This window comes from Kitasatospora sp. NPDC058478 (assembly GCF_042720345.1).
Taxonomy (GTDB): domain Bacteria; phylum Actinomycetota; class Actinomycetes; order Streptomycetales; family Streptomycetaceae; genus Kitasatospora.
The window spans coordinates 58,933-72,140 of sequence record NZ_JBHXML010000039.1; the positions used below are offsets into that span (position 1 = coordinate 58,933).

Genomic DNA, 13,208 nt, shown 5'->3' on the forward strand with positions numbered 1-13,208 from the left:
GGAGGGTTCTCTCTCTGTTCGGGAGGGACGTGCTCGAAGGAGCGGGAGGAGGCGGCGCAGCGGGTCAGCGGACGGCGCCCGCGGTGAGACCGCGGACGATGAAGCGCTGGCCGAAGACCACCAGGGCGAGCGTGGGCAGCAGGGAGAGCACGACGCCGGCCAGGATCAGGCCCGGGTCGGACATCTCGGAGTCGCGCAGCGAGGTGAGGCCGATCTGCAGGGTCTGCATGTTCGCCGTGCGGGTGATGATCAGCGGCCAGAAGTACTGGTTCCAGGCGGACAGGAAGACGTAGATCGACAGCGCCGCCAGGGCCGGCTTGTTGAGCGGGACGACGATCCGCCACAGGAACCGCCAGTGGCCCGCGCCGTCGATCCGCGCGGCGTCGCGCAGTTCGCCGGGCAGCTGCCGGAAGGCCTGCCGCAGCATGAAGGTGCCGAAGCCGGAGGCGAGGAAGGGCAGCACCAGGCCGAAGTAGGTGTTCCCGAGCCCCCAGCCGGACAGCGTCAGGTAGTTGGGGATGATGATGGCCTCCCACGGGACCATCAGCGTCGCCAGGAACACCCCGAACACCACGGCCCGCGCCTTGAGCGGCAGGAACACGAAGGCGTACGCGGCGAGGACCGAGGTGAACAGCTGGGCGAGCGTGATGACGGTCGCCACGATCGCCGAGTTGGCGTACTGCCTCGCCAGCGGGACGGTGTCGACGGCGCCGGAGAAGTTCCGCCCGGTGACCGAGTGGGGCACCAGCGCCGGCGGGTAGGAGGAGAGTTCGGACGGGCTCATGAAGGCGCCGGCGATCGCGTAGTACACCGGGAAGGCCACGGTGACGACGGCGACGGCGAGCAGCAGGTAGACGGCGGCGCGGCCGAGCAGGTCGCGCGGCGAGCGGCCGGCCAGGACGCGGGGGCGCGGGCGCGGCGCGGCGGCCCCGTCCTGGGCCCCGGGCCCGGCCTCGGTGGCGGTCACGGTCATGCGTAGTGCACCTTCCGCTCCAGGACGCCGAACTGGACGGCCGTGCAGGCGAGGACGACCACGAGCAGCACCACGGCCTGGGCACTCGCGGTGCCGAAGTCGCTGGAGCCGTAGGCGAAGGCCTTCTCGTAGACGGAGTAGACGAGGGTCCGGGTGGCGCCGTCGGGGCCGCCCTTGGTGAGGATGTGGATCTGGCCGAAACTCTGCAGCGAGTGGACGGTGGAGACCACGGTCAGGAAGAACAGGTTCGGGCCGAGCATCGGCACGGTGATCGAACGGGCCAGCCGCAGCCCCGAGGCGCCGTCGATCCGCGCGGCCTCCAGGATCTCGCCGGGGATCGAGCCGATGCCGGCGGACAGCACCAGGACGTTGTAGCCGAGGCTCATCCACACCGTGGTGACGGCCACCGAGACCAGCGCGTACCGGGAGTCGGTCAGCCAGCCGATCGGGCCCAGCCCGACGTGCGAGAGCAGGCCGTTGAGCACCCCGCTGGCGGGATTGAAGAACACCGCGAAGACCACGGACGCGCTGGCCACCGAGAAGGCGAAGGGCAGCGCGAACGCGGAGCGCAGCAGCCGCACGCCCCGGATCCGGTTCTCCAGGAGCAGCACCAGCACCAGCGCGCCCAGCACGCCGGGCACCACGGTGAGCAGCGTGAACAGGGCGGTGGTGACGAGCGTGCGCCGGAAGTCCGCCGAGGTCAGCAGCTCGGTGTAGTGCTTCAGCCCGACATAGCGGGAGGGCGCGCCGAACAGGTCGTTGGCGTGTCCGCTCAGGTAGACGGTCCGTCCCAGCGGGTAGCCGATGAAGAGGACGAAGACCACCAGGGAGGGCAGCAGGAAGGCCCAGGCGAGGCCGTGCTCACCCCAGCGGCTTCGGCGGCCCGGGTGGGGCTTGGTGTGCGGTGCGGTCGGCATGGGTTTGCGCGTCCCGCCTTTCGTTGCGTCGGTTCCGGCCGAAACCGTGTCCTGCCCACACGACGGGTTGGAAACCCCACGGTGAGCAACGGGTGTCGGTGGGATTACGCGTTCGCGTCAGATTCGGCCGGTCGTGGGCGGACGGGCGTTGGGACGCGTCCCCGGCCGGTCGCGGGCGGGCGAGGTGTGCGGCGCGCCCCCGCCCGTTCCGGTACGCCCTCCGGTGGCCCCGGACTGTCGGTGGGGCGGGACTGTCGGTGGGGCGGGACTGTCGGTGGGGCGTCGTACGGTTCCCGGATGGACGACACCGAATTCGACATCCGGGCCGCGATGGCCGAATCCCTGCGGGGCCGCACGGGCACCCGGGCGCTGGTCGAGGGCTTCGCCGCCTACTGGGGCGAGCCGCTGCGGCCCGACGACGGCTTCACCGACGCCGAACTCGACGCCGCCGAAGGGCGCCTGGGCCTGCGGCTGCCGGCCGCGCTGCGCGAGGCGTACCGGCTGTTCGGCCGCCGGGAGGACCTCACCGGCAACCACAACCGGCTGCTGCCGCCGGAGGAACTGTTCGTCCTGGAGGGCGCTTTGGTGTACCAGGAGGAGAACCAGGCGTGCGTGCACTGGGGCGTCCTGCTGGCCGACCTCGACCAGGACGATCCGCCGACGGTGGGCCGGCTCGACCTCGCGGACAAGTCGGCGGAGTGCTGGGAGCCCTGGGAGGAGCGCTTCTCGACGGCCGCGGCGGTGATGGTGATGGTGGAGAAGCTTTTGCAGGACGACGAGTTGAGCGTGTTCGCCGAGTCCGGGGCGGAGGTGCCGGAGGGGCTGGCGGAGCTGCCCCGGCTCGGCCGCGGCTGCCGCTGGTTCACCGGGCCGGACGTGCTGGTCGTCGAGCTCGACGAGGACTTCGTGGTGGCCCGGGCCCGGACCGAGGAGGCCCGGGACGCGCTGGCCGAGCAGTGACCTGACGGCCCAACGCCTGGGTGCCGCCCGGCCGTTGGGCCACGGGTGGATCAGGCGACGGCCCAACGACGGGGCACCGAGCGGTCGTTGGGCCGTCGGCGGGTCAGGCGGTGGCGCCGCCGTCCAGGACGAGGTCGGCGCCGACGGTGAAGCCCGCCTCGGACGAGGCCAGGTACAGCACTGCGGCGGCGACCTCCTCGACCGCACCCGCCCGGCCGACGGGGAGGCTGTCCTTCATCCGCGCGGCCTTGTCCTCGGCGTTCTCGCCGGGCCGGGTGGACATGCTGGTGTCCACCGGGCCGGGGCTCACCATGGTGATCCGGACGCCGTCCGCGATGTGGTCGAGGGCGGCGCTGCGGGTCAGCGCGGTGACCGCGGCCTTGCTCGCGGCGTAGGCGCCGAGGCCGGGCACCCGCATGTGGACGCCGAGATTGGACGACACGTTGACGATCGCGCCGCCGCCGTGGGCCCGCATGTGGCCGATCTGGTGCTTCATGGCGAGCCAGGTGCCGGTCAGGTTGACCGCGAACACCCGGTGCCACTCGTCCTCGTCGATGTCGGCGACCGGGCCGACCGCGCCGAACACCCCGGCGTTGTTGACGGCGACGTCCAGACCGCCGAGGAGTTCGACGGTCTCCCGGACCAGCCGGGCGGCGTCCTGACCGTCCGCCACGTCGCCGGTCAGCGCGACGGCCTTGCCGCCCGCCCGCTCGATCAGCTCGACCGTCTCCGCGAGCGGGCCCGCGCTGCGGCCCGCGACCGCGACCCGGGCGCCCTCCCGGGCGAAGGCGAGCGCCACGGCCCGTCCGATACCGCTGCCGCCGCCGGTGACCAGGACGGACTTGTCGGTGAAACGCGTGGTCATGAGAGGTGCTCCTTGATCTGGATGGTGCGTTCTGGGGCGGTGTCGGTATCTGTGGCGGCCTCGGGAGTCGCCCGCGCCAGCGTGGCGACGGCGAGGGCGGTGAGGGCCAGGGCGGCGCCCGCCGCCGCGAAGGCCGTGGCGTAGCCGCCGACCACGCTCGGGCGGGTGGCGGCGAGCGCCATCAGGGCGGCCACCCCGGCGGTGGGGCCGAGTTCCATCGCGGTGTTGAGCACGCCCGCGGCGAGACCGGTCCGCTCGGGCGGCACGCCCGCGGTGGCGAGCACGGCCGCGCCGGCGAAGGCGGCCGCGGCCCCGGCGGGCAGCAGGAGCAACCCGGGCAGCAGCCCGGTGGCGTAGTCGTTGCCGGACGCGAGGCCCGCCAGCAGGCCGAGCCCGGCCGCCGCGAAGGCGAGCCCTCCGGCGGTGACCGCGACGGCGCCGTAGCGGGCGGTCAGCGGCCCGGCCAGGCGGCCGGCCGTCAGCAGCGCCGCCGCGTACGGCAGGAAGGCGGCGGAGGTGGCCAGCACGCCCCAGCCGCGGACCTGTTGGAGGTAGAGCGCGAGCAGCAGGAAGGTCAGCGCGGTGCCGGCGGCGGTCGCCATGACGGCGGCGAGGGCGGTGGCCCGGCGGCGGTCGGCGAGGAAGCCGGGCGGCAGCAGCGGGTCGGCGGTGCGCCGTTCGACGGCGGCGAAGGCGAGCAGCAGGGCGAGCCCGGCGGCCAGCGGCAGCAGCGTCCCGGGGCTTCGCCAGCCGTGCTCGGTGGACGCCACCAGGCCGTAACTGGCCGCGCAGACACCGGCGGCGGCCAGCGCGGCGCCGGGCAGGTCCAGGGCCGGCCGGCGGTCGGCGGACGGTCGGCCGGGCGGGTCGGCGGGCGGTCGACCGGCCGGGTCGGCGGGCGGCAGCGAGCCGGAGCGGGCCAGGCCGACGAGGGCGACCAGGACGGGCACCGCGAACAGCCAGCGCCAGGAGACCCAGGCGGCGACGGCGCCGGAGAGCAGGTTGCCCGCCGTGGCGCCGAGCACCGAGAGGCCGCCCCAGGCGGCCATCGCCCGCCGGTAGTCGGCGGGTTCGGGCCGCAGCACCCGGACCACGGCGACCGCCGCCGGGGCGGCCAGGGCCGCGCCGACGCCCTGGGCGAAGCGGCTCGCCAGCAGGACGGGGTAGCCGGGCGCGAGGGCGCAGGCGATCGAGGCGGCGCCGAGCAGGGCCAGGCCCACCCGCAGCAGCCTGCGGCCGCCGTGGCGGTCGGTCAGCCGCCCGCCGAGGAGCAGCAGAGCGCTGAAGGAGAGTCCGTAGGCGGCGCTCAGCAGCAGCACGCCGGACGGGCCGAGCCCGAACTCCCGGGCCACCAGGGGCAGCGGCACGGACAGGATCATGATCGTGAAGATCAGCGTGGCCTGCACGCCGCCGAGCAGCGCGAAGCCGGGCCGGTCGGCCGTGGCGACACTCATGGAAACCCCCCTTCCCCAAAATGACCGTTCGGTCCAGTATCGAGACAGCAAGAGGCGGCCTCCACCATCGCCCCACCGTCGCCCCACGAACCGTCAGTCGATCCGCGAGTCGATCCGTCAGTCGAGCAGCACCAGCGCCTGCTCGGCGGCGTCCCGCACCCGGGACGCGCCGTCGGCCGTCTTCCCCATCACCCGCATGCCCTGCATCAACACCATCAGCATCCGGGCCAGCGCCCGGGGTTCCCGCCCGGCGGGCAGCTCCCCCCGCGCCTCGGCACGCACCAGGGCGGCGGTCAGCACCGTCTCCAGGTGGGCGAGGCTGGCTCCCACCTGGCGGGCCGCCGAGGGATCGTGCGGGGCGAGCTCGACGGCGGTGTTGGTGACGAAGCAGCCGCGCTCCCGGCCGTCCCCGGCCGACTCCGCCGCGAACCGGCGGACCAGCGCGCGGACGGCCGGCAGCACCGGGCCGGGCTGGGAGAGCTCGGCCAGCAGCACCGGGTCGGCCTGCTCGCCGTACCGCTCCAGCGCCCGCAGGAACAGCTCGTGCTTGCTGCCGAAGGTGGCGTAGATGCTCGCCCGGGCGATCCCGAGCTCCTCGACCAGGTCGGCCATCGAGGTGGCCTCGTAGCCGCGCCGCCAGAACAGCTCAAGGGCCGACTGGAGCACGGCGTCCGGGTCGAATTCCTTCGTTCGCGCCATGGGTGAACGCTAACCCTTTCCAGAACGATCGGTCAAGATCCTCCCCGAAGGTCGCACACGTGGGATCTGACGGAGCATTGCCAAGTGGACTAGACCAAGGCTACCCTTACCGCCCCGTACCTCCTCCTCCCCCCACAGGAGGCGTTTCCCCATGCCCGCGAACCTTCCCGCCTCTCCCCAGCAGGCGGCCGAGGCCGCCCGCCCGCTCGTCCTGACGGCCTTCCGGGTCGTCGTCGGGCTGCTCTTCGCCTGCCACGGCGCCGCCTCGCTCTTCGGCGTCCTCGGTGGCGCCAAGGGCGGCGGCACCGTCCCGCTCGGCCAGTGGCCCGGCTGGTGGGCCGCACTGATCCAACTGGTCGGCGGCGCCCTGGTGCTGCTCGGCATCGGCACCCGGACCGCCGCCCTGCTCTGCTCCGGCTCGATGGCGTACGCCTACTTCACCGTCCACCAGGAGCACTCCCTGCTGCCGCTGCAGAACGGTGGCGAACCCTCCGTCATGTTCTGCTGGGCCTTCCTCGCCATCGCGGTGCTCGGCTCCGGCCCGTACGCCCTGGACCGGCTGCTGACCCGGCGCACCACGGCCGAGCCGGCCGCCCAGCCCGCCGCGGCCGGGGCACACCCGGGGCCGACCGGCTGAGCGCCCCCGGCCCGGCGGACGGCTGAGAACCGGGCCGCCGGACGGCTCGACGGACGGCACGACGGACTGACTGTGCGGGGTCAGTCCGTCGACGGCCCCGTCGTGGCCCGGGCCGCGCCCGCCCGTCCTCACACCACGGTCGGCAGCGGCGGTTCGACCGCGAGCGGAGCGGTGGAGCGGGCCCGGTGCTGGGCGGCCCACGCGGTGAGGGCCACCGTGCAGGCGTGGTCCAGGTGGCGCAGCCCGGACCAGTCGAGTTCCACCGGCCGGTCGGCCGGCAGCCGTTCCAGGGCGTCCAGCAGCCGGGGCAGCCGCAGGAAGGTCGCGTTGCCGCTGAGCCGGACGCGCTGCAGGGCCTCGCCGGACGGCAGGACCAGTTCCTCCAGGCCGATCTGCAGGTGCGAGGTCTGCCAGGCGGACTTGGCCACGGCCAGGCCGATGCCGATCAGCACACCCTCGAACAGGTCGGTGGCGATGATGGCGCCCGTGGTCACCGCGAGCACCAGCGCCTCGCCCCGGTGGCCGCGGCAGAGCGCGGCGATCCGCCGCAGCGGGACGAGCTTGGCGCCGGCGTGGACCAGGACGGCGGCCAGCGCGGTGAGCGGGACGAGCCCGAGCACGCCGGGCAGCAGCGCGGTGAACAGCAGCAGCCAGAGCCCGTGCAGGGTGCGCGAGGCCTTGGTCCGCGCCCCCGCCTGGACGTTGGCCGCGCTGCGGACGATCACCGCGGTCATCGGAAGGGCACCGAGCAGCCCGCAGACGGTGTTGCCGATGCCCTGGGAGGTCAGCTCGCGGTCGTAGTCGGTGCGCCGGCCGTGGTGCATCCGGTCGACGGCGGCGGCGCTGAACAGCGTCTCGGCGGAGGCGATCAGGGTGAAGGCGACGACCGTACCGAGGCCGGCGGTGCCCGCCACCGCGCCGAGCGCGGCACGGTCGGGCAGGTGGACGACATCGAGCAGGCCGGACACCCGGACCCTCGCCACCGGCAGGTCGACGGCGGCCGTGACGGCGGCGGCCAGCCCGACCGCGGCCAGCGGCGCGGGGACGCCGCGGGCGACGCGCCCGGGCAGGTACTTCCAGCCGACCAGCACGAGCAGGGTGGCCAGGCCCAGGGCGACCGCGCTCGGGGTGGCCACGCCGGTGACCACGTCCGCCAGCAGGTCGGGCAGTCCGGCGATCTTCTCCGGTCCGGTGGCCGGGGCGCGGCGGTCGGCGAGCGCGTACAGCTGGCCGAACAGCAGGGTCAGCCCGATGCCGGCCAGCATGCCGTGCACCACCGAGGCGGACATCGCCCGGAACCAGCGGCCGAGCCGGAGCGCTCCCATCGCGATCTGGAGCAGCCCGGTGCCGAGGACGAGCAGGCCGAGGGCGGTGACGCCGAAGCGCTGGACGGCCTCGTAGACCAGGACGGTCAGCCCGGCGGCCGGGCCGCTGACCTGGAGGCTGCTGCCGGGCAGGACGCCGACGAGCAGGCCGCCGCCGACGCCGGTGACCAGACCCAGCTCGGCGGGGACGCCGGAGGCGACCGCCACCCCGACGCACAGCGGCAGGGCGACCAGGAACACCACCAGCGAGGCGGGCAGGTCGTAGCGCCAGGGGACGGCGCGCAGCACGGCGAGCGGGGGTCGGCGGCGGCCCGGCGGGGCGGCCTTGCCGGGGTGGCCCGGCGGGGCCTTGCGGCGGCGGGGCGTTCGGCTCACCCGGTCACCACCGGGGGGCGGGCAGGGAGACAGCGCATGGCGGCGTTCCTTTCGCGCGCCCGCCTCTGCGGGCACGCCGTCGCAGGGGGGTGAGGAAGTCGCAGGGGGGTGAGCAGGTCGCAGGGCGGTGAGCAGGTCGCGGGGGAGGCGAGGAGAGGGAAGGGAGGTGGACCACACGGGGGCGACAGCGGTACGGCCGCAGGTCCGGACGGACCGGACGGCGGCGGGTGTCGGGTCGGTGCGGCCAGGGGGTGCGTCCCTCGCTCGGGTGCGGCGGACCGGGCACGCTGGTCCTGGACGGGACCGGCCGCCGGAGCTCCCCCGCTCCCGGACCGTCCCGAATCCCCCTTGCCGCGGCCTCAGTTGGACATCACGGACCCGGCGTGCCACCGACGGTACCCAGGGGTGCGGGGTGGGCCGACCTCGGGCACCGTCCCTTCACCCGCACTGCACACCGGCCGCGCTTTCCGCCGCGGAACGGCCGGTTCCCCGGGTACACCAGCACGATCAGCGCTCACTTGTACGAACCCGGCTCCGCCTCCCCTCCCCCGGACACCTGCGGCGACCTGCGGTTTCACCCCCTGGGCCGGCTTCCACATTCTGTTGAACCTCCCCTTGACGCCCCGCCGAGCCCAGTCGTACCGTATTTCCGCATACAGAAACCGTTCTTCCGTATGGTGGAATTCTGGAGATGAGCCCTCCGACCCACTGCGGGCCGACGCAGGAGAGACCCGATGCCTCGTATGACAGCCGCCCGCGCGGCCGTGGAGATCCTCAAGCTCGAAGGCGTTGAGGTCGCGTTCGGCGTGCCGGGCGCAGCCATCAACCCCTTCTACGCCGCGCTCAAGGCCTCCGGCGGGATCAGGCACACGCTGGCCCGGCACGTCGAGGGCGCCTCCCACATGGCCGAGGGCTACACCCGCGCCAAAGCCGGCAACATCGGCGTCTGCATCGGCACCTCGGGCCCGGCCGGCACCGACATGATCACCGGCCTGTACTCGGCGATCGCCGACTCCGTCCCGATCCTGTGCATCACCGGCCAGGCCCCCGTCGCCCGCCTGCACAAGGAGGACTTCCAGGCCGTCGACATCGCCTCGATCGCCAAGCCCGTCACCAAGGCCGCCACCACCGTGCTGGAGGCCGCACAGGTCCCCGGCGTGTTCCAGCAGGCCTTCCACCTGATGCGCTCCGGCCGTCCGGGCCCGGTCCTGATCGACCTGCCGATCGACGTCCAGCTGACCGAGATCGACTTCGACCCCGAGGCCTACCAGCCGCTCCCCGTCTACAAGCCGGCCGCCAACCGGATCCAGATCGAGAAGGCCCTCGCGCTGCTCCAGGCGTCCGAGCGCCCGCTGATCGTCGCCGGCGGCGGAGTCATCAACGCCGACGCCGCCGAGCTGCTGCGGGAGTTCGCCGAGCTGACCGGCGTCCCGGTGGTCCCGACCCTGATGGGCTGGGGCATCGTCCCCGACGACCACGAGCTGAACGCCGGCATGGTCGGCCTGCAGACCTCGCACCGCTACGGGAACGAGAACTTCCTCGCCTCCGACTTCGTCCTGGGCATCGGCAACCGCTGGGCCAACCGCCACACCGGCGGCCTGGACGTCTACACCGCGGGCCGCACGTTCGTCCACGTCGACGTCGAGCCCACCCAGATCGGCAGGATCTTCGCCCCCGACCTCGGCATCGCCTCCGACGCCAAGGCCGCGCTGGAACTCTTCCTCCAGGTCGCCCAGGAGCTCAAGGCCGCCGGGCGGCTCAAGGACCGCAGCGCGTGGGCCGCCGCCACCCAGGACCGCAAGGCCCGGCTCCAGCGCCGCACCCACTTCGACGACGTGCCGCTCAAGCCGCAGCGCGTCTACGAGGAGATGAACAAGGCGTTCGGCCCGGACACCCGCTACGTCACCACCATCGGCCTCTCCCAGATCGCCGGCGCGCAGCTGCTGCACGTCTACCGGCCGCGGCACTGGATCAACTGCGGCCAGGCCGGCCCGCTCGGCTGGACCATCCCGGCCGCGCTCGGCGTCGCCACCGCCGACCCCGAGGGCCAGGTCGTCGCGCTCTCCGGCGACTACGACTTCCAGTTCATGGTCGAGGAGCTGGCCGTCGGCGCCCAGCACCGCATCCCGTACGTCCACGTGCTCGTGAACAACGCGTACCTGGGCCTGATCCGCCAGGCGCAGCGCACCTTCGACATCGACTTCCAGGTCAAGCTGGAGTTCGAGAACATCAACGCGCCGGAGCTGGGCGTCTACGGCGTGGACCACGTCCGGGTCGCCGAGGGCCTGGGCTGCAAGGCGATCCGGGTCACCGAGCCCGAGGGCCTGCTGCCGGCCTTCGAGGAGGCCAAGAAGCTGGCCGCCGAGTTCCGCGTCCCGGTCGTCGTCGAGGCGATCCTGGAGCGGGTCACCAACATCTCGATGGCCGCCGCCGACATCGACAAGGTCAACGAGTGGGAGGAGATCGCCACCCTCCCCGAGCACGCGCCGACCGCCGTCAAGCCGCTGGCGCTCTGAGCCCGCCGTGGGCCACTCGGGGCAGGCGCCGCCCTGCGCCCGCCCCGAGTGGCCCGCGAACCCACCGGGTACCAACCGGGTGACGCCCGCACGCGACCGCCCAGCCGCGACCGCCCCGCACGGGCCCGGAACCCCGGGAGAGACACCATGCCCTTCACCATGGACAGGGCCGAGCGCGAGCGGTTCCTCGCCGCACCGCACGTCGGCGTGCTGGCCGTCGACCCCGGCACCGGACCGGACCGGGGCCCGCTGGCCGTACCGGTCTGGTACTCCTACGTCCCGGGCGGCCTGCTCACCGTCATCACCGGCCGCGACTCCGTCAAGGCCCGACGGATCCGGGCCGCCGGGCGGTTCACCCTCTGTGCCCAGCACGAGCAGCACCCGGCCGCGTACGTGAGCGTCGAGGGCCCGGTGGTGGCGATCGAGGACCGGCTCGACCCGGACGAGTGGGCCGCCCTCGCCAACCGCTACCTGCCACCCGAGGCCGCGCGCGACTACCTCGCCTCCGCCCGGGAACAGTTGGCCGCCGACATCACGCTCCGGATGCGCCCCGAGCACTGGTCGAGCGCCGACTTCTCCGCCTTCGGGGCCGATCTGCCGGAAGACCGGTAGGTCGGGCCCGGTCCAGGTGGTCGCGGCCACTACGGTGGCTCGGCGAGACTCCGTTCCACACACCTGCCGAAAGGACCACCCCCGTGAGCCTGTACGACATCCCGCTGCGCACCCTCACCGGCGAGCCCACCTCGCTGGCCGAGTACAAGGGCAAGGCGCTGCTGATCGTCAACGTCGCCTCCAAGTGCGGCCTGACCCCGCAGTACACCGGCCTGGAGAAGCTCCAGCAGCGGTACGCCGCGCGCGGGTTCACCGTGCTGGGCTTCCCCTGCAACCAGTTCGCCGGGCAGGAGCCGGGCAGCGCCGAGGAGATCCAGACCTTCTGCTCCACCACCTACGGCGTCACCTTCCCGCTGTTCGAGAAGATCGACGTCAACGGCGACGACCGGCACCCGCTGTACCGGCAGCTGACCCAGGTCGCCGACGCCGAGGGCGAAACCGGTGACGTCAGCTGGAACTTCGAGAAGTTCCTGGTCTCCCCGGACGGCACCGTGGCCGCCCGCCTGCGGCCCCGGGTCGAGCCGGAGTCGGCCGAGCTGACCGCCGCGATCGAGGCCGTCCTGCCGGCCTGATCCACCCACCGACGGACCGGCCCCGGGCACCCGCCCGGGGCCGGTCCGTTGTTCCGTTCCCGGCCCGGCCGGCATCACCCACTGGCGCTGCTGATCCCAGCCCTCCATCGGTGTCCACTCGTGCTCCAGGATCGAGTAGGTGATCGAGTCACGCCAGGCGCCGTGGACGAAGACGTGATCGCGGATCCGCCCGTCCTCAGTCATGCCCGCTCGCAGTAGGGTGCGTGCGGAGGCCTCATTGAGCGGGGATCGGGCTGCCCAAATGCGGTGCATTCCCAGGACGTCGAAGCCGAGCGCGCACAGCAGATGGACGGTCGCCGTGCCGAGGCCCTTGCCCCACTCGGCGGGATGGAGGGCGAAGCCGACGGTGGCGGCCTGCTGCGGCTCGGTGGCCAATCGGGCGTAGCCGATCAGTCGATGCTCACCGAGGTGGGTGACAACAAGGCCGTACTCGGTCCTCGGGCCGTCCTTCGCCGTCATCCTTACCCCGGTCCTCGCCCCTTGGGGCGGAGCACATTGGCGCGTTGGATATCCCAAGGGCTGCCCAACGCGCCACCCTCGACCGGGGGGTCGAGGGCCAGTCATCTGGTGATCGCGGAGAGCCGCCTTCGCAAGGGCTCCTCCAGGTCGAGGTTGTCGCCTCGAGTAATGGTCTGCAGCAGTTCAGTGATGACGACAAGTTCGGCAAACTGCCCGGCTGGCGTGTCGAGGATGTGGGCGAGTCGGTGACGGACCTGGGCGGCGGTGTCCGGCACGAGGACGCTGTACGAGTACAACAGTGCCGCGTCGTACCCGGCAGGCGCGACGCCCCAGCCTTCCCAGTCGAGGACGGTGAGGGTCGGGCCCGTGAGGTTGGCCCAGTGCAGGTCACCGTGGGCCGTCGTCCAGGCAGGCACCCTGGTGTCGATCGGGATGCCCAAGTACTGGGGCATGGCGCGGTCCAGGTATTCCTGTCGGACCGCCACCCGGTCGCTGGGGACGGCGGCGATGGCGTCGAGGGCGGTGCTGAGCCCGTCCCACCAGGTGTGGTCCAGGTCAGGTGTTTCCCGGAGGATCGGCTCGTGGGTGGCGATGGTGGAGGCGGTGATCTTGTCGTACAGCTCCGCCAGGTAGCCGTGCTCGCCCTCGGTCCAGGTACGCCGCTCCCGCAGGCGTGGCCTGGGTACCGCAGAAGGCATGAGCCGTTCTGCCTCCTGCGGTCCCTCCCAGAGTTTTCCGCCGGCCTTGTCGGCCGGAGCGGACACCATGCGGAGCCAGCCCTCGCCGGACGCCGTGGCAACCGGGCGGCTGAGGGTGCGTCCGC

At 73.2% G+C, this 13,208-nt stretch carries 12 protein-coding genes and 1 pseudogene; 5 read left to right on the plus strand and 8 right to left on the minus strand.

The annotated features are described in order from the left end of the window. Positions 1-64: 64 nt before the first annotated feature. Together ACFWPT_RS22460 and ACFWPT_RS22465 are read right to left on the minus strand one after the other, a co-directional pair. On the minus strand, positions 65-973 hold the full coding sequence (locus tag ACFWPT_RS22460; RefSeq protein WP_079135349.1) for a carbohydrate ABC transporter permease: 909 nt from the start codon (positions 971-973) through the stop codon (positions 65-67). Further along, complete coding sequence (locus ACFWPT_RS22465) at positions 970-1,890, minus strand: carbohydrate ABC transporter permease (RefSeq protein ID WP_063346087.1); 921 nt, start codon at positions 1,888-1,890, stop codon at positions 970-972. The genes ACFWPT_RS22460 and ACFWPT_RS22465 overlap by 4 nt, the downstream gene beginning before the upstream one ends. A 297-nt stretch (positions 1,891-2,187) precedes the next feature. Between ACFWPT_RS22465 and ACFWPT_RS22470 the strand changes: the two genes are divergently transcribed. After that, positions 2,188-2,850, plus strand: a complete 663-nt coding sequence (locus ACFWPT_RS22470) for an SMI1/KNR4 family protein (RefSeq protein ID WP_380483721.1) — start codon at positions 2,188-2,190, stop codon at positions 2,848-2,850. Between the two features lie 103 nt (positions 2,851-2,953). Here ACFWPT_RS22470 and ACFWPT_RS22475 read toward each other — a convergent pair whose 3' ends face one another. The 3 genes from ACFWPT_RS22475 to ACFWPT_RS22485 form a co-directional block, all read right to left on the minus strand. Then, positions 2,954-3,715 carry an SDR family NAD(P)-dependent oxidoreductase gene (locus tag ACFWPT_RS22475; protein ID WP_380483723.1) on the minus strand — a complete coding sequence of 254 codons (762 nt, stop codon included), beginning with the start codon at positions 3,713-3,715 and terminating at the stop codon, positions 2,954-2,956. Next, the gene (locus tag ACFWPT_RS22480) at positions 3,712-5,169 is read right to left on the minus strand and encodes an MFS transporter (RefSeq protein WP_380483725.1); all 1,458 of its coding nucleotides are present in this window, start codon (positions 5,167-5,169) and stop codon (positions 3,712-3,714) included. Before ACFWPT_RS22480 ends, ACFWPT_RS22475 begins: the two co-directional genes overlap by 4 nt. 117 nt (positions 5,170-5,286) lie before the next feature. Beyond that, entirely contained in the window at positions 5,287-5,868 is a 582-nt protein-coding gene (locus ACFWPT_RS22485) for a TetR/AcrR family transcriptional regulator (RefSeq protein ID WP_380379030.1), read from the minus strand. A gap of 151 nt (positions 5,869-6,019) precedes the next feature. Here ACFWPT_RS22485 and ACFWPT_RS22490 point away from each other — a divergent pair, with 151 nt between their 5' ends. Next, positions 6,020-6,505: a DoxX family protein gene (locus ACFWPT_RS22490; RefSeq protein ID WP_380379028.1), complete on the plus strand. Its 486-nt coding sequence runs from the start codon at positions 6,020-6,022 to the stop codon at positions 6,503-6,505. 128 nt (positions 6,506-6,633) lie between these two features. Here the strand turns inward: ACFWPT_RS22490 and ACFWPT_RS22495 are convergent, their stop codons facing one another. Beyond that, entirely contained in the window at positions 6,634-8,118 is a 1,485-nt protein-coding gene (locus tag ACFWPT_RS22495) for a SulP family inorganic anion transporter (RefSeq protein ID WP_380483753.1), read from the minus strand. An 821-nt stretch (positions 8,119-8,939) separates the two neighbouring features. Here ACFWPT_RS22495 and gcl point away from each other — a divergent pair. From gcl to ACFWPT_RS22510, 3 genes are all read left to right on the plus strand, one after another. Next, the gene (gene gcl / locus ACFWPT_RS22500) at positions 8,940-10,721 is read left to right on the plus strand and encodes a glyoxylate carboligase (RefSeq protein WP_380379027.1); all 1,782 of its coding nucleotides are present in this window, start codon (positions 8,940-8,942) and stop codon (positions 10,719-10,721) included. A gap of 147 nt (positions 10,722-10,868) precedes the next feature. Next, positions 10,869-11,333 (plus strand): pyridoxamine 5'-phosphate oxidase family protein, encoded by a 465-nt coding sequence (locus tag ACFWPT_RS22505; RefSeq protein ID WP_380483727.1) that lies wholly within the window; start codon positions 10,869-10,871, stop codon positions 11,331-11,333. 83 nt (positions 11,334-11,416) lie between these two features. Beyond that, a complete protein-coding gene (locus tag ACFWPT_RS22510) occupies positions 11,417-11,905 on the plus strand; it encodes a glutathione peroxidase (RefSeq protein ID WP_363372928.1) in 489 nt (162 codons plus the stop codon). 210 nt (positions 11,906-12,115) lie between these two features. Here the strand turns inward: ACFWPT_RS22510 and ACFWPT_RS22515 are convergent. Together ACFWPT_RS22515 and ACFWPT_RS22520 are read right to left on the minus strand one after the other, a co-directional pair. Then, positions 12,116-12,490, minus strand: a pseudogene (locus tag ACFWPT_RS22515) (GNAT family N-acetyltransferase); the annotation flags it as partial. After that, entirely contained in the window at positions 12,487-13,083 is a 597-nt protein-coding gene (locus ACFWPT_RS22520) for a hypothetical protein (RefSeq protein WP_380379023.1), read from the minus strand. The gene ACFWPT_RS22520 and the pseudogene ACFWPT_RS22515, both read right to left, overlap by 4 nt. Between the last annotated feature and the right edge of the window lie 125 nt (positions 13,084-13,208).